The 22415-nt window shown below is 36.9% G+C and carries 19 protein-coding genes; all 19 read right to left on the bottom strand.

Annotation, left to right across the window (positions count from 1 at the left end):
• Window positions 1-4 precede the first annotated feature (4 nt).
• The 19 genes from LDX58_RS02890 to LDX58_RS02800 all read right to left on the bottom strand — a co-directional run bounded on the left by LDX58_RS02890 (window position 5) and on the right by LDX58_RS02800 (window position 22411).
• Window positions 5-868 (bottom strand): 3-hydroxyacyl-CoA dehydrogenase family protein, encoded by an 864-nt coding sequence (locus LDX58_RS02890; RefSeq protein ID WP_227935332.1) that lies wholly within the window; start codon window positions 866-868, stop codon window positions 5-7.
• Window positions 869-883: 15 nt separating this feature from the next.
• The gene (locus LDX58_RS02885; RefSeq protein ID WP_227935331.1) at window positions 884-2491 is read right to left on the bottom strand and encodes a long-chain-fatty-acid--CoA ligase; all 1608 of its coding nucleotides are present in this window, start codon (window positions 2489-2491) and stop codon (window positions 884-886) included.
• Between the two features lie 84 nt (window positions 2492-2575).
• A complete protein-coding gene (locus LDX58_RS02880) occupies window positions 2576-3619 on the bottom strand; it encodes a TAXI family TRAP transporter solute-binding subunit (RefSeq protein WP_227935330.1) in 1044 nt (347 codons plus the stop codon).
• A 32-nt stretch (window positions 3620-3651) separates the two neighbouring features.
• Window positions 3652-5607 (bottom strand): TRAP transporter permease, encoded by a 1956-nt coding sequence (locus LDX58_RS02875; RefSeq protein WP_227935329.1) that lies wholly within the window; start codon window positions 5605-5607, stop codon window positions 3652-3654.
• Window positions 5608-5673: 66 nt separating this feature from the next.
• Window positions 5674-6822: an acyl-CoA dehydrogenase family protein gene (locus LDX58_RS02870; protein ID WP_227935328.1), complete on the bottom strand. Its 1149-nt coding sequence runs from the start codon at window positions 6820-6822 to the stop codon at window positions 5674-5676.
• A gap of 290 nt (window positions 6823-7112) precedes the next feature.
• Window positions 7113-8798 carry a sigma-54 interaction domain-containing protein gene (locus LDX58_RS02865; RefSeq protein WP_227935327.1) on the bottom strand — a complete coding sequence of 562 codons (1686 nt, stop codon included), beginning with the start codon at window positions 8796-8798 and terminating at the stop codon, window positions 7113-7115.
• Window positions 8799-9413: 615 nt separating this feature from the next.
• Window positions 9414-10184 carry an SDR family oxidoreductase gene (locus tag LDX58_RS02860; RefSeq protein WP_227935326.1) on the bottom strand — a complete coding sequence of 257 codons (771 nt, stop codon included), beginning with the start codon at window positions 10182-10184 and terminating at the stop codon, window positions 9414-9416.
• A 100-nt stretch (window positions 10185-10284) separates the two neighbouring features.
• A complete protein-coding gene (locus LDX58_RS02855) occupies window positions 10285-11469 on the bottom strand; it encodes a thiolase family protein (protein ID WP_227935325.1) in 1185 nt (394 codons plus the stop codon).
• 61 nt (window positions 11470-11530) lie between these two features.
• Window positions 11531-11926: a PaaI family thioesterase gene (locus LDX58_RS02850; RefSeq protein ID WP_227935324.1), complete on the bottom strand. Its 396-nt coding sequence runs from the start codon at window positions 11924-11926 to the stop codon at window positions 11531-11533.
• A 340-nt stretch (window positions 11927-12266) separates the two neighbouring features.
• On the bottom strand, window positions 12267-13808 hold the full coding sequence (locus LDX58_RS02845; protein ID WP_227935323.1) for a tripartite tricarboxylate transporter permease: 1542 nt from the start codon (window positions 13806-13808) through the stop codon (window positions 12267-12269).
• A 23-nt stretch (window positions 13809-13831) separates the two neighbouring features.
• The gene (locus LDX58_RS02840) at window positions 13832-14278 is read right to left on the bottom strand and encodes a tripartite tricarboxylate transporter TctB family protein (RefSeq protein ID WP_227935322.1); all 447 of its coding nucleotides are present in this window, start codon (window positions 14276-14278) and stop codon (window positions 13832-13834) included.
• Between the two features lie 231 nt (window positions 14279-14509).
• Window positions 14510-15283 carry an SDR family oxidoreductase gene (locus LDX58_RS02835; protein ID WP_227935321.1) on the bottom strand — a complete coding sequence of 258 codons (774 nt, stop codon included), beginning with the start codon at window positions 15281-15283 and terminating at the stop codon, window positions 14510-14512.
• A 173-nt stretch (window positions 15284-15456) separates the two neighbouring features.
• Window positions 15457-16488: a tripartite tricarboxylate transporter substrate binding protein gene (locus tag LDX58_RS02830; RefSeq protein ID WP_227935320.1), complete on the bottom strand. Its 1032-nt coding sequence runs from the start codon at window positions 16486-16488 to the stop codon at window positions 15457-15459.
• A gap of 379 nt (window positions 16489-16867) precedes the next feature.
• Window positions 16868-17269, bottom strand: a complete 402-nt coding sequence (locus LDX58_RS02825) for an acyl-CoA thioesterase (RefSeq protein ID WP_308017432.1) — start codon at window positions 17267-17269, stop codon at window positions 16868-16870.
• A gap of 83 nt (window positions 17270-17352) precedes the next feature.
• Window positions 17353-18528, bottom strand: coding sequence for an acyl-CoA dehydrogenase family protein (locus tag LDX58_RS02820; RefSeq protein ID WP_227935319.1), 1176 nt, complete (start codon window positions 18526-18528; stop codon window positions 17353-17355).
• 121 nt (window positions 18529-18649) lie between these two features.
• Entirely contained in the window at window positions 18650-20266 is a 1617-nt protein-coding gene (locus tag LDX58_RS02815; RefSeq protein ID WP_227935318.1) for a long-chain-fatty-acid--CoA ligase, read from the bottom strand.
• Between the two features lie 65 nt (window positions 20267-20331).
• The gene (locus tag LDX58_RS02810; RefSeq protein ID WP_227935317.1) at window positions 20332-21504 is read right to left on the bottom strand and encodes a thiolase family protein; all 1173 of its coding nucleotides are present in this window, start codon (window positions 21502-21504) and stop codon (window positions 20332-20334) included.
• Between the two features lie 50 nt (window positions 21505-21554).
• Entirely contained in the window at window positions 21555-21959 is a 405-nt protein-coding gene (locus tag LDX58_RS02805; RefSeq protein ID WP_227935489.1) for a MaoC/PaaZ C-terminal domain-containing protein, read from the bottom strand.
• 2 nt (window positions 21960-21961) lie between these two features.
• Entirely contained in the window at window positions 21962-22411 is a 450-nt protein-coding gene (locus tag LDX58_RS02800) for a MaoC family dehydratase N-terminal domain-containing protein (protein ID WP_227935488.1), read from the bottom strand.
• Window positions 22412-22415: the final 4 nt, after the last annotated feature.

Genomic DNA, 22415 nt, shown 5'->3' with positions numbered 1-22415 from the left:
AGGCTTAACTATATGTGTAGAAACCTTTTCCCGTTTTTCGTCCAAGTTCCCCTTTTTCGACTTTCTCTTGAATTAATTTTGCTGGTTTATCCGCTTCGTTTTTCGATTCTTGATACCGCTGCATCCGAACATAATAATTCACGTCAATCCCTGTTAAATCCATTAATGCAAAAGGACCTATTGGGTGATTTAATGCTTTTGTACATACAATATCAATATCTTCATGTGTCGCATATCCGTTTTCTAGTAAATATACGGCTTCGTCCATTAATTTACCTAGGATTCGGTTTGCAACAAAACCTGAAATTTCTTTTTTTAGCAGAACTGGGAATTTGTTAATCGATTTGATGAATTCCATTGTAGTTTGCGCTGTCTCGTCAGATGTATGGGGTCCCTGTACCACCTCAACAAGTTCCATTACAAGTGCGGGATTAAAGAAATGTACATTACACACTTTTTCTGGTCTTGTCGTTACATCGGCCACCTTTGAACTAACAATCGTTGAACTGTTGGTAGCTAAAATCGCATGCTTTGGTGTGATGTCGTCTAGCTTCTTAAAAATTTCACGTTTTATCTCCAATTTTTCTACGGCTGCTTCAATCACAAAATCAACTTCTTTTAATGACTCAAGGGAAGAAGAAAAGGAAAGCCTATTAAACGCTTGATTAACCTGTTCTTCTGTTAGTCTTCCTTTTTCAATTCTTCTATCCATATGGCCTGTAAGTGATTCTTTAGCTTTTGATAGACTTTCCTCACTAATATCTTGAAGAATGACATTGTAACCAGCTAAAGCACAAACCATTGCAATTTGAGAGCCCATTGTACCTGAACCAATAACTGCAACCTGTTTAATAGTATATCTAGTCATCTACTCATCCTCTTTCTACTTAGTATTTGTTTCTTCCTCAACTAGCTTACGCTTAAGAAGTTTTCCGACGGTATTTCTTGGCAAAGCCTCACGAATCTCAAATAATTTAGGAACTTTATATCGAGTCAGATTCCGATAGCAATGTCCTTTTAGCTCCTCGATATCAAGTTGATATCCTTCTTTTGGTACAACAAATGCTTTTACAATTTCACCTTTATCTGTATCTGGTATCCCCACAACAGCAGCTTCTTTTATATGCGGGTGCTCATATAACACACCTTCCACTTCTTGTGGATATATATTAAAGCCGCCATTAATAATCATTTCTTTTTTTCGACCAACAATATAAAAATATCCATCCTCATCCATCATTGCTAAGTCGCCTGTATTTAACCAGCCGTTTCCGATTGCTAGGAGGGTTTCTACTTCATTATTCCAGTAGCCCTTCATTACCTGAGGTCCTTTAATAACTAACTCTCCCACAGATTTTGGTGGTAATTCGTTTTTATCATCATCAACTACTTTACAATCTGTACCCGGTAAGGGAATACCAATGCTCCCTACTTTTCTAACACCAAATATCGGATTTCGATGTGTAGATGGTGAAGTTTCTGTCATTCCGAACCCTTCCCCAATGATCGCACCAGTTAACCTTTCAAACTTTTTGATAATTTCTACTGGTAAGGGCGCTGATCCACTTGAGCAAAACTTCAAACAATCGAGCCCATACTGCTCAACTTTTGGATGGTTAACAAAGGCATTGTACATTCGAGGTACACCTGGGAAGAATGTCGGTCTGAAAGTTTGTATGTTTTGTAATACTTCTTCTATTTCAAATTTCTTTAACAGTAAGATGGTACTTCCCATATATAGTCCTAAATTCATTGCACTTGTCATTGCATACACGTGATAAAGTGGGGTTGCGGTCAATACTACTTCTTCTCCATCCTTCATTTCTTCGCCGTACATTAGGCGACTTTGTACGACATTAGCAACAAGGTTATAATGTGTTAACATAGCACCTTTGATCTTACCTGTTGTACCGCCTGTATATTGAATAACTGCAACATCATCAAAAACCGCTATGTCTGGATTTACCTCGGCAGGCTCGCCACTATCGATTAAATCCTTTAAAAGGTAATACGTTCCATTCTTATTTCCATTTAACTCCAGTTTATCTCCCGGTACGATGATCGTATCAATCGTACACATAAACTGAACTTGATTTACGATATCAAGACACTCTGGCTCGACAACGATGTGACTAAGTTTGGAGTTATCGACAATTTGCAGTAACTCTCTATGTGTGTACATCGGATTAATTTGGACTACAATCATTCCTAGAGCTTGGGCTGCATAATAGCTCAGAATATAATTAGGATGATTAGAAAGCATTAACCCAATTCTTTGCCCCTTTTTCATCTCTATCCGATTCCAAGAATCGACTAATCTATTGACTCTATCGAATAGTTGCTTATATGAGATCATTTCATCTTCAAAAATAATTGCTGCACGATCGCGATATGTTTGTGCACTTTTTTTCAAAATTTCATATAAAGAAATTTCTGGTATAATTAAATCCTTTTGAATACTAGGTACTCCTTTTTGCCATGGGCGTGTCATCTATTTTTTTCACCCTTTCATTAAAAACCGTTGACATTATTTTTAGAGCAACCACTACTTAAAGTGGTTGCTGGAATATTTCTACTAGTTTAATGCTCCAACTTCTTCATAATATCTTTTTGCTCCAGGATGCAGCTGTTCTGCTTCAATACCATCTAGTGCAGTGTCTAGTGTGAAGTTTTCTGCACGAGCTGGTACTGACTTTTCGAATTCAGCCATGTTATCCCAGAACATTTTTGTTAGATTATAGACATAGTCCTTATCTAGATTATTGGAAACTGTCAACATCGTAACAAGCGTGTAAGTCGGAATCTCCTCATCCTGTCCTTTGTATGAGCCTGCCGGAATGCTATCAAAAGAAATACCAAATCCTCTATCCGCCAAACTCTCCAATTTATCCTGTTCAATTGGCAGAATCTTAACTTCTCTAGTTAACTCAATTTCTTGTAATGCAGTTACTTGCGGTGCTCCACCAGCAACGAACACATCAACATTTCCATCAGTCAGCATTGTTGCACCATCTGAGTAATTTCCATAAGAAATTCGTCCACCAGCTTGGCGAATTGCCTCTTCATCATATCCGTATTCAGCCATCATTCTCCAAAAGCTTACTGGGCCACCACCATTTTGTGGTCCTAAGAAAATGTGTTTACTAATAATGTCTTCAATCGTATTAATATCATTGTTCTCGGCAAGTGTGGCAATTGTTTGATATACAGGGTAAATAGATGCGAGACCAGCTGGTGTCGATAAAGCTTGATCAAATTCTGCCGTTCCATTTAACGCATCAACAAAATCAGATGTGTAATTAATGCTATATTCAATATCTCCAATTTCCATTGCTTTCAAGTTCGAAACAGATCCACCTTCCAGTTGAGATGCATTTAGGTTTTCAAATCCTTCCATATAAATTTCTGAAAGCGATGTTGTAATTGGATACCAACCTGAACCCATTGGTCCTGAACCAATTCGTAAAAACCTGTCAGGAGCTGTAAGTTTTTCTGATGTAGCTTCACCGCTTGAATCGCTAGCTGCTTCACTCTCACTATCAGCTTGCTCCCCGCCACATGCAGTTAACACCATTATCAACAATCCGATAAAAAATGCACTTAATAGTTTCTTATTCATCTTTATCCCCCATAAATATATTTTAAAAGACTTTATGCGCTTAACTGTCTCGGTTCATCCTTGTTTTTGGATTTCTGCCAGAAAATAATTAGGATGAATATTGCTACACCGAACAAATCTCCCAATAGCCCCGGAAGTACTAGTGCTGTCGCACCAATAAACAATATAATCCTCTGCACAGCACTTAAAACATTTAGAAGATATCCCTCTACTGCACTAGCAATGAGGAAACAACTTGCTAAAGCGCTTACAGTTACGAGAATAATTTCTACTGCATTTCCATCTTGCATGAGCAATTGCGGATTATATACAAAGATAAACGGGAGAAAGAACCCTCCAAAACCGATTCTCATTGAATACAGTGCTGTTGCATTCGGATTTGATCCAGCAATCCCCGCTGTCGTGTAAGCTGTAATTGCCACAGGCGGTGTGAGTCCTGATAAAGCACCAAAATAGAAGACAAACATATGGGCAGCAATTAAATTAACACCTAAATCTGTTAATGCAGGCACACCCAAAATTGACAAAATGACATAAGCAGACACGGTTGGCATTCCCATTCCTAAAATAATAGAAGCAACAGCCATTAACAAAAGTAATACGAAGAGATTTCCACCAGCTACATCAATCATAAAACGTGTAAAGGTTAAGCCTAGTCCAGTTAGCGAAACCGCTCCAACGACAATGCCAGCAGTTGCACAAGCGGCTATAACTGCTAACGCAGCCTTGGTACCGTTTTCGAGAGCGCCGAGAATACTAAGTAATCCCATTCTCGTTTGCTTTCTTAACCAACTTAAAAGAATCGTTGCGATAATCGCATAGAAACCTGCTTTCATTGGACTAAAACCATAAATCATTAATCCGATGATTAATAGTATTGGTAAAAACATGTAACTTTGTTTTAACAAAACTTCTTTCACACTAGGCAGTTGTTCTTTTGGAATACCCTCTAACTTCAAGCGTTTTGCATGGAAATATACGATAAGCCCAGCGATCAAGAAATAGATGACTGCTGGTATAAGCGCATAAAGAGCAAGCTGAATGTAAGGAACTCCTGTTGCCTCCGCCATAATAAACACAGATGCACCCATAATCGGCGGCATGATTTGCCCGCCTTGAGACGCTACGGCTTCAACCGCTGCTGCGAACTTCTTTTTATACCCAAGCTTTTTCATAAGGGGAATCGTAAAAGAACCCGTAATTGCGGCATTTGCTGCTCCATTGCCTGTAATTGTTGACACCAATGCACTCGCACCAACTGCCGAAAGTGCCGGTCCACCAGGTTTATTGCCTAACGCCCCAAAAGCAAAATTAGTAAAAAATTGTCCTCCGCCAGATTTCATCAAGAACGCTCCAAATATCACGAACAAAATCAGCATCGTAGAACTGATATAGATTGGTGAACTAAATATCCCTAACGTACTATTAAACATCTGATCAATGACTTTCCCATAGCGCACTCCTGGATGAGCTAAAGCACCAGGGAAGTATTGCCCTAAAAAGATATAAGCCATGAAAAACAAGCCAATTAGAGCCATTAATATCCCATTTGTACGGCGTGTCGCCTCTAGAATCAACCCTATTAGTACCGTACCAAATATAATGTCATTTATGCTTACATTCCCCTGTCTACTTTGAATACCTTGTGCATCAAATAACATATAAGCTGCAGTAGCTAATGTTATGAGGACAAAGATAATGTCTAGCCAACCAAATTCTTTTCCCTTTTTAAACGGAAACAAAAGAAAAATTAATAATACTGCCCAAATGACATGGATACTTCTTTGCTGCCATGACGGCAATGTACCATAACCTGCCGTATAAATGTGAAAGATTGATAGTCCAATAGCAAGAGTGGCTATTATTAAAGTTAATAGTCGAGCTTTATTCCACTTGGTTCCTCTGCTTTTCCATAATGTTTCAATATATGATGGTTTTTCTTGGATCGCTGTATCAATTTTTTGGGGAGTCTTTTTTATATCTTTCATATTTTCACCACCTCACTATATAAACCGAATGAACGTAATAATCCATACAAAATGGCAGGTGCATTTTTAGTTTTCCTCAAGAATTCGTCTAGAGATAATAATTCTCTGAATTTCATTCGTTCCTTCATAGATCTTTGTAATCCTAGCATCTCTATAAAAACGCTCAACAGCGTACTCTGCTATGTAGCCGATTCCTCCGTGAATTTGTAATGCCTTGTCAGCTACACGGTTGTATACATCTGACGCAAAGAGCTTTGCCATTGATGCTTCCTTTATTACTTTCTGTCCATCATCAATCTTCTGTGCTGCACTCATCGCTAATGCTCTTGCTGCTTCTGTTTCAGTAGCCATATCTGCAAGAATCCATTGAATTCCTTGATTATCTGCAATTGGTTTACCAAATTGCACCCGTTCTTTTGCATACTTAGCAGACAACTCTATTAGTTTATCGCATGATCCAACTGCTCTAGCTGCTAAACCGACGCGGCCCTCTCCTAAGATTGTTAGCGCATTTATATAACCCATCCCTACTTCGCCAATGACATTTTCCTCAGGTACAATACAATCTTCAAAAATAATTTGAGATGTGTAAGAACCACGAAGTCCCATCTTTTTATCTTTTTTACCGACAATGAGCCCTGGGAAATCTTTTTCAATTAAGAATGCTGTGATTCCGCCTTTTGCTCCTTTTTCTCTATCCGTTAAAGCAAAAACAGTAAACACATCAGCAACAGGTCCATTTGTAATAAAGTGCTTGGTACCATTTACAACCCAATATTCTCCCTTTTTCTCGGCTGTTGTAGATAAATTTGTTGCATCCGATCCAGCTCCAGGCTCTGATAAAGCAAATGCCGCAATTTTTTCACCACTAGCCATATCTGGTAAATATTTACGTTTTAAATGTTCAGATGCTAATTTAACAAGTCCAGTGCTACCTATTCCCGTATGCGCACTAATTAATGAAACAAACCCATTATGTGTTCTTCCAAGCTGCTCTAATACAACAGCCTTGCCAACCGTATTTAGTCCAATTCCACCATACTCTTCTGGTATGCTCATTCCAAAAAGTCCTAGTTCCTTTGCTTTATCCACGAGGTGCTGAGGAATGGCATCTTCTTCCTCAATTTGTTGAGCAAATGGTTCTACTTCCTTTTCTACAAAGTTACGAATCATTGTTTTCATTTGTTGTATTTCATCTGTTAAAACTACTGTCATTTTAGATTCCTCCCTGAATTGTTATTCACTAACTTTAAAATGCAATGTTCGTGCCAACTTTTTTTAAAAATAGAGGGAATCATTTATTTAATGCTTATTTACAAGGATTTTCAATAAAATAAGTGCTAAAACTGCTTGCTACTTTAAATGACTTGTACTTTATCAGCATGACATTTTCTTTTTTTAATTCAAGAATGAATCTAAATAACGTAAAAACGTTCAAAACAGGATAGATTCAATGATTCAATATTGTATTATCGATTTTATTTTAAAAAAATGGAGAATCTTTATTAAGATTCTCCATTTTTTTTATTTTTTAATGTAATCTTGTACTTTTTTAACTTTCTTACTACCGTAGCTTGACTAGTCGCTAATACCTTGGCAATTTCATACGTAGTGTTATATTTCTTAGCTGCATTTGATAACACTTTTTCTTCGGTATACTCCACTGCCTCTTTTAAAGTAATAGATTCGGTAATCATCTCATTAATATTAGACGATTCTCGGTATTCATAAGGTAAATTTTCAATAGTTAACATTTCATTATCAGTTGTGAAAATCATTCGTTCTATTAAATTGGATAACTCTCTAATGTTTCCTGGCCAATTATAACTCTTAAGAAATTCTTTTAAATTTTTATCTAGAGTTTTATGAAAACTATATTTTTTATTCACTTGATTTAAAAATAGACCTGCAAGGGGAAGTATGTCATTCCTTCTTTCACGCAATGGAGGAATTAAAATAGGAATGACATTAAGACGATAAAATAAATCCTCTCTGAATGTACCTTCATTCACCATTTCTTTCAGATTACGGTTTGTCGCCGCTATTACGCGAACATTTATTTTTTTCGTTTTTGTTCCACCAATACGTTGAATCTCATGTTCTTGTAATGCTCTTAATAGTTTTACTTGAAGGGCAAGCGATAATTCCCCAATCTCATCTAAGAAAAGCACTCCGTTGTTGGCAAGTTCAAACATTCCAGGTTTACCATTTCTACTGGCACCAGTAAATGCGCCACTTTCATATCCAAAAAGTTCAGACTCTAATAAATCTGCCGGAATAGCACCACAATTTACTTTAATATACTCTCCATCTTTCGCTCTTAAACTATTGTTAAAAATAAATTTCGCTAACACATCTTTACCCACGCCTGTCTCACCCAAAATAAGTACAGTAGCATCAACATTGGAGATTCGACGAGCGGTTTCGTAAATAATTTTCAACTCTTGACTAGAAACAACAACTCCATCAATATTTCTATTGCTACCTTTTAATTTATCTATTTCTTTTTTGTAATTCTCATTTAGTTCATTTGCTTTTCTTAATGCAGCTTGTAATTCATTAAGTTCGGATAAGTCTCGGATATTCGTTACAACTTTTGTAATCTGCCCATTTTTATCAAATACAGGATTACCCGTAATAAGTGTTTCTTTTCCTTTGTAATTAGCTTGAACAATAGAAACCGTTCTTTTTTCCTTAATGACCTTATGAGTTACAGAATTTTCAAGAATTCCTCTTTTCATAAGCTCATCTACTTTTTTTCCTATGTAATATTCCTTTGGGATCCCAGTTATTCTTTCTATCGCTGTATTTGTTTTCAAGGTCTTCCCGTCATAATCAGTGATATATATCCCATCATACGAATTCTCAATGATTGTATCTAATTCCACGTTTAACTGCTCAGTCTCTTTTAATCTTTCTATTAACTTCTCTACAGAGCTCGATTCAATCCCCATGTAAAGATAATAATCCCCCATATGACTGAAAACTGATTTCACAAAAAGAAAAGAGCGATTATCCATATTAGTATAGATAAACTTATCCTCCGTATTATCATTTAAGAAATTTATTATATTTTTTGTTTCAGAACTCTTTGATTCCTTCGTTTTCACAAACTCCATCATTTTACTATTTTGAAAAATAACTTCGCCTTGTTTACTTGTTACAAACAATGGATAAGGTAATACATTCAAAAACTTCAACTCTAACTGTAGCTCTAGCATAAATTTCCTCCTTATATGTGAAATACAATCTGTAGGAAACTAAATCTCACTCCGCAAACGACCATCTTTTAAAGAAGATGAATTAATACTTTAGTATTTACAAATAGATCTTACACTTGCAGATTTATATCTGCGAAAAACTCTAGATAAAGCGCATACATTTAACAGCCATAAAAAAATAATTTTCGTTAAGGCGTGCTCACTCTTCTTAGATTCATTCTCTTCCTTATTCTAATGGAACACGAAACAGCCAACTAACATGAAACTTGATCTAACATACTGTATAAATACTTTTTTCAACTTGTCCTATTGCACTTTATGCATGGAGATAATGCTGTAAAAAAAGATATTGTTGAATATTAAAAACATTTAACAATCATAGAATATCATATTATTTATGAACTCTCCAAGGCGATCAAGCATGAAAGTTAGAATAATATCCATTTATTTGTTTATAAAGGCGATTTATTTTCTTAAAAGATAGTGATCTTCTTGACCACTTTCTCGTTTTTTTATATTAGGAAAAAAAGATTATCCCAAACACGAGATAATCTTTTCTAATATATTTTTTTAAAACACTATTCTTTACAGTGTAGCTCCGCCATCAACGACAATCGTTTGTCCTGTCACAAAGTCGCTAGCTGTAGAAGCAAGATATAGCGCAGCACCTTTTAACATGTTGTCATCACCAATCCTTTTTAAAGGAATATGTGAAATAATATCATCTCCTTTTTTTTCAAGAACTGATTTTGTCATCTTCGTAGGGAAAAACCCAGGTGCAATAGAATTAACATAAACTCCATGATGTGCCCATTTTCTAGCAAGATCTTTTGTAAAATGAATAACAGCAGCTTTACTTGTACTATAGCCAATGGCATTTAGAACTTCTTCTGGCTCTGCTTTTATACCAGCGACTGATGAAATATTAATGATTTTTCCAGCTCCGTTTTGAATCATATGTTTTCCTACTTTTTGTGACATCAAGAAAGTACCTTTGACATTAACGTTCATAACTTTATCCCAAGCATCCTCAGGCATTTCTTCAACAGGTGCTCCCCAAGTTGCCCCACTGTTGTTTACTAATATATCTATCTTTCCAAATTCATTAATCACTTCTTTTATAACGCGCTCAACATCTTCTTTATTTGTTACGTCACAAGCTAGCGCCATCGATTTTGTGCCTTTTTCTTGTAGTCCTTTAGCGGTTTCTTCACAGTTCTCTAACTTCCTTGAACAAACAATGATTTGACAACCCGCTTCTGCAAAGGCTTCAGCAATTTGTTTACCAAGACCTCTTCCTCCTCCTGTAATTAAAGCTACTTTTCCAGTTAAATCAAATAATTGAAAAACACTCATCATTACTCCTCCTTCGAATAACCAAGTTATTTTTAGATAATTAAAAGGAAAACCTAGCAACTTATGTTACTAGATTTTCTTTTCCAAAAAAGCAATTTGATTATAGATGCTCCAGCATGATTGCCATTCCTTGACCACCGCCAACACATAAAGTTGCAACCCCATATTTCTCTTTTCTTTTGCTCATCTCATGAATAAGTGAAGTAACAATCCTACATCCAGTGGCACCAAGTGGGTGACCTAAGGCAATTGCTCCACCATTAACATTAACTTTTTCAGAATCAAGTCCCGCTTCACGAATGACAGCCAAGGATTGTGCGGCAAAAGCTTCATTTAGTTCAATTAACCCGATATCCTCAATTCTTTTACCCGTTCGTTGAAGTAGTTTTGCTAGAGCAGGGACAGGTCCGATACCCATTATTTCAGGTGATACTCCTGAAGATACCCAATCTACAATTTTAGCAAGTGGCTTTAATCCAAGTTCTTGAGTCTTCGTACTAGACATTAGAACAACTGCGGCCGCACCATCATTCCTTCCGCATGCATTTCCCGCTGTGACAGAGCCATTTTCTTTAAATGCAGTTTTAAGTTTTGATAACGCTTCCAATGTAGTGTTAGGTCTTGGAAACTCATCCGTATCAAATATAAAACTAGTTTTTCTTTCTTTAATTTGAATCGGTACAATTTCATCCTTAAATTGACCATTTTGAATGGCGTCTGAAGCTTTCTGCTGACTTAACAATGCAAATTGGTCTTGATCTTCTCGTGAAATGTTATATCGTTCCGCTACATTTTCAGCAGTAATTCCCATCCCAAGGTGACTACCATATATCTCCTGTGGTTGTTGTCCATTTTCCGTATTTGAATCAACCAATTTCGGATTTCCTTCCCCGAAACGTGAATTTCTTAAGTAGATTGGTGCTCTACTCATATTTTCTGTTCCACCAGCAACAACAATTTCTGATTGGTTTAACATAATTTGTTGCGCCCCTGAGGCAATTGCTTGCATACCTGATGCACACAAGCGATTTACTGTATAAGCTGAAGCTTTTTCAGATATGCCGGCTCTTAACGATGCAACCCGAGCAACGTTTGATGATTCAGTTGATTGACGTACTTCACCTAAAATAACCTCATCTACCAGTTCTGGTGAGACGCTTCCTCGCTTAAGTGCCTCTTTTATAACAATGGCACCTAAATCCCCTGAACTTAATCCTTTTAACGAACCACCGGACCGTCCTACTGCTGTTCGAACTGCGCTTACAATTACAACATCATTATTCATTTTTATTCTCCATCCTATTATAAAGTTATCAGTCCTAAAACTATTTAATTAAAACTCCCATTTACTTTCGAATTACTTTGAATGTGCCAATTCCCTTCGCAATCAAAGTGCCTTTTTCGTCCTTAATGATTCCTTCAGCGGTCGTAATTTTGTATCCTTGCTGAAGAATGTTTCCAGTTGCTGTAAGAAATGAATCAGCTTTTACAGGCGCTAGATAATTTACACTTAAATTTATGGTGATAACTGATGAGTTAACGACCATTGAAATGGAATCACCAATGACATTATCTAACATTGTCGCGATTACTCCTCCATGAACAATTCCTTTGTTGTTTAAGTGATACTCTTCAATTTTCAACGCCGTAATTACTTTATTATTCTCATCTAAATTTGTAGTAAATTTAATATGGTTAGTAAAAGGACCATTTCTTGACGGTGGACTGTCTAGATTAAACAATGCTTTCACTCCTTTTTATACGAACAAATTATTGAACGTTATCCCCTGCATTCTTTCAACTTTAACCTAAGTAGATCGTTTTCATTAGCCTCCTACTCTTCTACAAGCAAAAATCATGCCAAAAAAAGAAAGTGCTGTTATAAAGCACTTTCTTTTACTCTCAAGTGTAAAATAATTCAATATTGAAAATTACGCCTCTTTAAACGATTCATTTTTGACACAAGAATTCAAATTTAAATCAATTTTTTCAAGAACTATTCGGTCAATACATGATCATGCAGCATAGACATGTAACTAAAGATAGTGCTAGAAGTTCTAAAAAATCCTACCTTACTTTTTATTACAGCCCTATATCGTTATTCATGTTTTTCTTTGTTTTGATAGTCTTTCTTATAAAGTTAAGAATAATGAACAAGGATAGCAATAATAAAAAGAGTGATATCGGTTTCATAAAGAACACATCAATTTTGCCGCCTGATATAGACAGAGCCTGACGAGTCGACTCCTCAAGTCTTGGACCAAGAACAAATCCTATAATAATTCCAACAAGTGGTATTTCTACCTTTCTCATTATATAACCAACAACACCAAATACAAACATAACAATAATATCAAATGTAGCTTGGCTATAACCATAAGTTCCCGCAATACACAATACGAGAATTACTGGAATTAGAACGGTTGGTCGAATAACAGCAATTTTACGATAAATATTACTTGCATACCAATTAAAAATTAAACAGAATAAGGTTGCTAGTAACATACCTGCAAATATTCCATAGACAATGGATCCGTTATTTTGAATAAGTTGAGGTCCTGGTATAATCCCATGAATGATTAATGCACCGAATATCAATGCAGCTGTTGCATCTCCTGGAATCCCTAAAGACAAAAGTGGAATGAGGTTAGAACTCCCTACGGCACTGTTTGCTGTTTCTGCTGCAACAAGTCCTTCCTTCTCCCCTTCCCCAAATTTCTTTTTATTTTTGGATTTACTTCTTGCTTGAGCGTAACTTACAAAGGCAGCCGTTACAGGTCCCAAGCCAGGAAGTGCACCGATCACTGTACCAATTACTGAAGAACGTCCAAGCGTTCTTTTTACGTCATTAATATCTTTTAGTGTTATATTATCATCTTCTTTTGCTGCAATCACATTAATGGAATCATTATCAGAATTACCAGGTTTAGATTTATTGACTTTAGAACGGTAATGATCTTCCATCGTTTGAAACACTTCTGATACAGCCAACAAACCAATTACCAAGGCAATTATACTAATACCGCCTGATAAACCTATAATTCCAAAGTCAAAACGGGGGATACCAGTTTGTGGATCTGATCCCATTGTAGTCAACATCAGACCGATTAGGATCGCTATAATATTTTTTGAAATCGAATTTCCTGTTACGAATACGATTAAGGTTAAAGCAAAAATAACGAGCGCAGTATTTTCTGGTGGCCCGAACATTAATGCTACTGTTGCAAGTAGCGCCGCAGAAAAAATCAATGTCAAATTCCCTACTAAATCACCAACCGTAGAGGAAATTAACGCAAGCCTTAATGCTTTTCGGGGATATCCTTTCTTTTTTAGTGCATATCCATCCAGTGCTGTTGCTGCAGCTGCAGGAGTACCTGGGGCATTAAACATAATAGCGCTAATACTTCCTCCAAACATCCCACCTTTATACATAGCTATTAACATACTAATACCCATTATAGGATCTAAATAAAAGGTTACAGGTAAAATTAAAGCGATTCCCATTGTCGCAGTCAATCCTGGTATAGCCCCTAAGATCGTACCGGCAATAACACCTACTAAAATTAATAAAATGGACATTGGGGTTAACATGGTAGCAAAACCATCTACTATTTGGGCAAACATGTAAATATGCACCTCCCTTTTACTTAAAACAAGATCCCCGACGGGAAGTATAGTACTAACACTTTCGTAAACAAGAAATAAATAGAGCCAGGTAAAACAACACATAAAATAATAGAAATGATCCAACCTTCTCCTAAAAATCGCATCATAACGATAATAAACATAATAGACATAATAAAAAATCCGATATATTGGATCAAGAAAATATAAAAGAAAAAGATTAAAATATTGACTCCTACCCACTTAAAAATAGTCTTATCAAAATAAAAACTTTTCGATTGCTTTTTAACTACCATATGGATAATCATGATCAAACTAACTAAAAATAATCCAATGGCGTATAAGTTTGGAAAGAGTCGAGGATTTCCACTCTGCACTTCCTTCGGTATGATTGTTACTAAAAACAAAAGACTTATAACAGCAATAAATAGAAAAATATATGTGTCTTTGACAACTATTTTTTTATCCATTTGTCAGTTATTCCCTCCCTTATCTTCAAGACCCTCTCATTACATAACGTTTCTAGACATAATGCTTTACACTAGACGGTATAATGTTAAGTCAACTATTGAAAGCGCTATCAAAATAAATGATAGATTCTACATGAAAACATTTTTAAAAGGTTGCCCTCACATGCTACGTGAGGGTAAACCTTCTCTAAGATCAGATAATATTTAGACAGCTGATCTTTACAAGGACTACTATAATGTGCTCCCGCCATCCACACTCAATACGGAACCAGTTACAAAGTCACTTGCTTTCCCTGCTAAATAAATTGCAGCTCCTCTTAACATATTTTCGTCTCCAATTTTATTTAACGGAATTTGATTGAGTACTGATTCCTTTTTTTGATCTAATGTGCCTTTCGTCATCTTTGTTTCAAACATTCCTGGGGCAATAGCATTAACATAAATATTATGTCTTGCCCATTTGATCGCTAAATCCTTTGTAAAGTGGATAACCGCTGCTTTACTAGTTGTATATCCAATTGTATTGGTTACCTCAGGCGGTCTAACCGTAAGCCCAGCTGCGGATGCAATATTAATGATCTTTCCATAATTTCGTTCGATCATATGTTTTCCTACAGCTTTACTCATTAAAAACGTGCCTGTTACATTAACATTTAATACTTTATTCCACGCCTCTAGAGGCATTTCTTCTACTGGCGCCCCCCAAGTGGCTCCACTATTATTGACTAAAATATCAATTTGCCCAAAGTCTTCTAACACTTGTTGTACGACTTCTTCTACCTGTGCTTCATTTGTAACATCTAGTGCATAGCTTTTTGTTTTTACTCCATATTCCTGGGCAAGCATTTCAGCCACTTCCTCACAATTTTCTTTTTTCCGTGAACAAAGTGCCAATTGACACCCCATTTCTGCGTACACTTCAGCTATCTGCTTACCCAGACCTCTTCCTCCTCCTGTAACAACTGCAACTTTATTTGTTAACTCAAATAACTCTTGAACGTTCATTCTCATCATCCTTTCTCTTATAATCAAAACCAATCGAAGTTTAACAACTCAATACGTTAAAGCGGCTACTATTGCAAGGTGAACCGCTTCTAGGAAAGTTCACTTCAATTCACATCTAAAAACAGGCCCTCCAAGCTCTACATCATTCATATCGCCTGAAGGGCAGTTATCAATTACTGAACTACTCGATCAATCACGTTTCCAAAATCCTCACTCATATTCTCAAAGTAGTCCATCAATTCATCTTGGCTCATATCTATTGAAATAAAACCATTTTGATTAATGAATTCAGCAATTCTAGGATCCTCTAAAGTTTTGACAATAACTTCATCCCACTTTTTTACAACATCGTCAGGCAAATCTAGAGGCCCCCCTACACCGATTACTGCATTTAACACTAAATCATCATAACCTAACTCTCTTAAAGTAGGGACATCCTTCAATATATCCACCCTATTGTCATTAAGAGTTGCTAATAAATTTATCTCTCCTGATTCCGCTGGTCCAAGATATGTTATAGGTGGGTCTACTGAAATATCTACATGACCTCCCATTAAAGCCGCAGTAGCTTCCCCAGCACCGTTGTAGTTAACAATATCCCATTGTAATTCGTCGTTTTCTGCCTGTTTAATTAACTCTATAAATAGACTGTTAACAATAGAAGCTGAAGCAACGTTAACCTTATTATCCTTTGAATATTGAACTAGCTCTTCAAATGTTTTAAATGGAGCATCCTTAGAAGCAGCAATCATGTACTGGTATCCAAAAGTGGGTCTAATAAGTGTGAAGTCATCTTTATCATAATCGATCATGTTAAGATGTGGATTGACCGCATATAAAGTTGTTCCTAGTCCTAAAGCCATTTCATAACCGTCTGGATTAGCTCTATATAGAGACTGATACATAGTCAAGCCCCCACCTCCTGTTTCATTTTTTACAATAATCCTTTTACCTAAGTGCTCTTCGGCAATGCTGGCAAAATGTCGTGCGAAAAGGTCAGTAGACCCACCAGCACCGAAAGGAATCATGAGAGTAACTGGCTTTGTAGGGTAATTGCTAGTATTCTCTTTTTCACTAGCTGTGGTTTCATTGTTCTCTTCTGCAGCAGCCTCATTTGTATTTGAAGTAGTTTCTCCAGCACAAGCAGCTAATAGAAATACTAAACTAATCACAATTAAGTAAAAGCTGTTTTTTAACCAATTCATAATAATTCATCCCCTTTAAAGTCTAATAGTTTTAAAAAGATCCCTCTCGAAATAAAGCGCTTACAAAAAAGGAAGTCTTGACTCCTTTTCATGGCAGTAAATCATTAATCATTTCCTTTCTGTTATCAGATTGCAGCAATAGCCCTGTAAAAGGTATCTAAATTTTATCACTGGAGATGACTTTCAAGTTCAGGTAATAAAATATTTGAGAGAATGGAAGACAAGTCCTTTAGTCCAAAAGCACGGTTCAAAATGAATATGCTAAAGACTAAGGATATTGCCTAACTTAATAAAAGGTGTATGATTTGCTAAAACAAAATAATGCAACTGAATTTAGCAAAAGAAAAGATAGTCCAAACTGACTTACACTAAGATTCGCTTATAATTTAGCAGGGGTTAATAAATATTGCTCGAGCACAGAACGAATTTCTAACGGGATTTCTACGGACTTCTGTGCTAGAAAATCAAAGCAAACCAAAGTAGCGCCACCAGCTGCAATAACATCTCCTGTTTCTGCATTTTTTATTTCATGGTCAAGTTGAAAGCTCTTAGTGCCTATTCTTGTAACTTTAGTATGAACAGTGATTCTTTGTCTCGAATATGCTTGTTTGAGATAATCACATTTCGATGAAGCTACCATAAAATGAAGCTTACCACCTGAGCGTTGTTTTAATTGATCCATTTGAATGAATTCAAAAAATCTTGTACGCGCTTCTTCCAAATAGATAAAGTAGCTCACATTGTTTACATGCCCAACAGCATCGGTTTCACAAAACCTAATGTAAATTTCAAATTCAGGAACGTCTTTAATCGGTAATTCCTCCTTCTAAGAAAACTAGCATTCAATAAACCTATTCATCTAGTTTAAATGTATTGTCCTACCTTCACATGTCCTTTAAGTAAGTTTCTAGAGATAATCAAGCGTTGAATCTCGTCCGTACCATCGTAAATTCTCCACAATCTTGCTTCACGGTACCAGCGTTCAATTGGCAGCTCTCTCGTATACCCCATACCTCCGTAAATTTGTAATACACGATCAACCACTCGATTCCCCATATTCGCTCCGTATAATTTTGCGACCGATGCAAGATGACGGTTATCTTCACCTTGATCAAGTGTAAATGCCGCGTTTAATACAAGCCATTTAGCCGCATCAATTTCAACAGCTGAATCGGCAATTTGCCACTGGATTGCCTGTCTGTCAGCGATTGGACGTCCGAATGTAACACGCTCTTTTGAATAATCGATCGCCATTTGAAGCAAGCGTTCAGCAGCTCCAACAGCACGTGCCCCTACGATCCACCTTGCAAAACCAATCCATTCCAAACCTAGGTTATAACCGCCATTGATCTCACCAAGAATATTCTCCTCCGGTACACGAACATCATCGAAAACTAAGCCCGCAGGTCCCCATTCGCCCATCGTATGAATAAATTCTGACTTCCAACCCATTTCACGATCAACGATAAAACATGTTACGCCATCTCTCCCTGTTGCAGCATGCGTTTCTTTATCAGTAATAGCAATAACCATAACGAAGTCTGCTTCATTTCCACCTGTAATGAATGTTTTCTCACCATTAAGTACCCATTCATTTCCGTCTTTTACGGCTGTCATTTTAATATTTCGTGTATCTGAGCCTGCACCAGGTTCTGTCATCGCAAAGCATGATTTCTTCTCACCATTTATTGTTGGAATTAAGTATTTTCTCTTTTGTTCTTCATTTCCATAATAGAGGATGTTATCAGCTCTGCCACCAAATTTAAATGGAACAAATGTTTTAGATACTTCCATTTCTACAATAGCCATCATCATTTGCCCAAGGTTTGCTCCACCATACTCTTCTGGTGTATTAATCCCCCAAAATCCAAACTCTTTTGCCTTTAATTGCAGCTCATTCATTTTTTCTTGAGAGATACTCGGTCTGCCTTCCCTCTCATTTTTCAAGACTTCATTTTCAAGAGGTATTAACTCATTTTCAACAAATTTCCTAATCGTCTGTTGTACCATCTTTTGTTCTTCATTTAATCGTAAATTCATATCGTTTTCCCCCTGGTATTTTTGTATTTATGAAATTAATAGAGTTCCCTATTAATTTAATCTATTTTTTAAAAATTCAGTAATTTCTTTTCGGTAGTTTATTTTAAGCAATTCTTCAGTTTTATTTTTTTTGCATAGCTCTCTCAAGTTCTTCTTTTACAAGCTGTCGCTTTAAAAGTTTTCCTACCGTATTCCTTGGAAGGGAATCTCGGATTTCTATCACTTTTGGAACTTTGTAGCGTGTTAATTTTGTTTTGCAATAATCTTTTAGCTCTTCAGGATCAAGCTTCCTTCCGCTTTTTAATACAACGTATGCCTTGATCACCTCGCCATGCTCTTCATGAGGAATTCCAACTACAGCTGCCTCTAGGACGACTGAGTGTTCATAAAGAACCCCCTCAACTTCCTGCGGGTAAATGTTAAATCCCCCAACAATGATCATCTCTTTTTTTCTGCCTACGATATAAAAATAGCCATCCTCATCCATTGTTGCAAGGTCACCAGTATAGAGCCATTCTTTTTTAAGCGCTGTTCTTGTCTCTTTTTCGTTATTCCAATAACCTTTCATAACTTGTGGTCCCCTTATCAGCAATTCCCCGATTGTATTGGCACCAAGTTCGTTGTTATTGTCGTCGACGATAATACAGTCCGTCTCTGGAAAGGGTATCCCGATACTTCCCACTTTTCTTGTTCCAAATGGCGGATTTCGATGTGTTGAAGGTGAAGTTTCCGATAATCCAAATCCTTCTCCAATCACCGCACCCGTCAATTCTTCAAAACGCTTAAGAACTTCTACTGGCAGGGGCGCAGAGCCACAAGAGCAAGACTTTAAACAGTTCAATTGATACTGTTCAATGCCTGGATGGTTAACAAAAGCTATATACATCTTCGGAACTCCTGGAAAAAAGGTCGGTTGATATTTTTTTATTTGTTCAAGTACATTTATCAACTCGAACTTCCTGATCAACAAAATTGCCGCACCTATATAAATAGGGAGATTCATTGCGCTTGTCATTCCGTAGACGTGATACAATGGTGTCGCTGCCAAAGTTGTTTCATTCCCTAACTCCATTTGTTCTCCATACATAGCATGACTCTGAACTACATTCGCCACAAGATTATAATGAGTCAGCATTGCTCCCTTTGTCTTCCCTGTTGTCCCCCCTGTATACTGAATAACAGCAACATCTAAATGCACATCAACTTCTACAGGGTTCTGAACTAGCGACGGATGTTGAATGCAATTTTCTAAACTAATAAACTTATTTGTAGGGTCAGTACTATTTTCAGAACTGAACATATAACTGAAATTGTAAAATTCAGTTGCTTCAAGGATTGTTTTTCTAGCTATGGAATCGCCAACGATATAAGAGACTTGTGAATCATTTAATATATGAAGTAGTTCTCTTTGTGTATACATTGGGTTGATTTGTACAACGATAAGACCTAGTGCAAGAGCAGCATAATAGCTGATAATATAGTGAGGGTGATTAGCGAGCATTAACCCAATTCTCTCACCTTTTTGAAAGCCCATTTGCTCCCAAGCTCCAGCGAGACGGTCGACCTGATCCTTGAACTCGCGAAAAGTTATTCTATCATCTTCAAAAATAATCGCTGTTTTTTCCGGGTACTTTTTTTCGGATTGTTCTAAAATGTAATAGACCGATTTTTCTGGTATCTCTAGCAACATACCTTCTGGATAATGTTTATGCCATGGTCTGTCCTTTAAATAACGCAAGCGCTTTCACCTCCAAGTAAACTACAAAACTTGATTTATTTACTGGTCGATTCCTATGATTTACCTCAACCATTACGTTCAATAATTACCGCAATTCCCTGTCCTCCGCCAATACAAGCAGTAATTAGAGCATACTTCCCATTCATTCGTTTCAATTCGTATACTGCTTTTGTTAGAAGAATTGCTCCAGTCGCCCCAAGGGGATGTCCATGCGCGATGGCTCCGCCATTGACATTAAGCTTTTCTGGGTCGATATTTAGTTCCCTGTCACAAGCAATTACTTGTGCTGCAAATGCTTCATTTAATTCGATAATGTCCATATCATCTATTGATAGATTTGATTTTTCCATTACTTTTTTTGACGAAGGTACTGGTCCGATCCCCATAATATTTGGATCCACTCCAGCTACTGCTGATTCACGGATAACCGCTAATGGTGTAAGTCCTAATTGATCTGCTTTCTCTCTTGACATAATTACAAGGGCTGATGCAGCATCATTTAACCCCGAACTGTTCCCAGCTGTAACAGAACCATCATAAAGAAATGCAGGAGATAGTTTCGATAGCCCTTCGAATGTTGTATTTTGACGTGGATGCTCATCTTTCTTAAATTCAAACGGTTCAGCCTTTCTTACAGGGATACTGATTGGAACTATTTGTTCATCAAAACGTCCCTCTTCCATTGCTTTAGCCATTCTTTGTTGACTTCTAAGCGCAAATTCATCTTGCTCCTTACGACTAATTTCATATTTTTCAACAAGGTTTTCAGCTGTTATTCCCATAGGAGGGTCACCAACTTCTTTTGGTGAGAGCTGAGACTTTCTAAACTTTGGCAAGGTAGGACTGTACGCTTTATCAACTCTATCCATTAAATAAGGAGCTCGACTCATACTTTCTACTCCGCCAGCAATATAAACGTCTCCAGCTCCAGACTTAATTGCCTGAGCAGCTAGAACGACTGCATTAATCCCTGAACCACATTGACGGTCAACAGTTAAACCAGGAAGTTCTTTCGAAAGTCCTGTTTGAAGAGCTGTTAATCTCGCGATGTTTCCTCCCCCGCTTAATACATTACCCATAATGACATCCTCAACCATATCCGGAGTCACACTTGCCCGTTTCATTGCCTCTTTGATCACTTCTGCACCATAAACGTGAACAGGTACGGTAGCAAGCGCTCCACCTTGTCTTCCAATTGCTGTACGAACAGCTGAAACAATGACTGCATCTCTCTTCATTTATCATTCTCCTTTTCTTTGTTATTTTATCTTTTCACTAGACATTCCTTCTAAAGAGATGGACAAAAGACCACTTGGCCTTTCAACACGTCTTTTTTCTCTTGATTGATCGCTGAAACAGTAAATGTCACTGTATTTTCATGTATTTTTTCTACTGTTGCTTTTAACGTGACGACATCGTTCAAAAACACCATGCCTCGGAATCGTATGGAATATTCTTTAATAAATCCATTTCCTAAAAAAGGGGTAAATACCCTCGCTAAGTTCCCCATCGTCCACATTCCATGAGCGATAATAGCAGGAAGTCCAGCTTTTTCTGCTTCTTCCTCTATCGTATGAATAGGGTTGAAATCTCCTGACACCCCTGCATACTTAATCAAACTTAAACGTGTCACAGGGCCAACTTGTATTTCATCTAAAGACTCACCTACTGTCAATTCGGCTATGTTCTTCAATTTCAATTTGACATCTCCTTCCTCACAGCTTCGCTTATGATGATCACATATTCTGTTTTACACAAAAGCTCACCCTGTTCATCTTCTACACATTTTGAATAGACTAGAAATCCCATATTGCCGAATGTTCCTTTTTTTTCATAGTAGTTTTTCACTTCTGCATAACAATAGACTGTTTCTCCGACAAAAAGAGGGCGGGTATAATGATATTTTTGTTCCCCGTGGATTAATCCTTTTGTAGGGACTTTTACATCTGGGATCGTCCCATAATCAAATGTGACTGGAAAGGTGACAGGGGCTATGTTTTTCTTATGTGTCGTTCTCGATGCTGCTTCTTCATCAACATATATTGGGTCTATATCACCTATTGCTTCAGCAAATTTCTTTACCCAGCCTATTTCAACTATATTTTTTACTTTTGCTGATCTTTTTCCGACTATATTCTGAAACATTTCA

The sequence above is a fragment of the Alkalihalobacillus deserti genome (genome assembly GCF_020734105.1).
Classification (GTDB): Bacteria; Bacillota; Bacilli; order Bacillales; family Bacillaceae_D; genus Halalkalibacter; species Halalkalibacter deserti.
The sequence above is the reverse complement of the archived record's forward strand: the minus strand, read 5'-3'. Positions and strand labels throughout refer to the sequence as shown.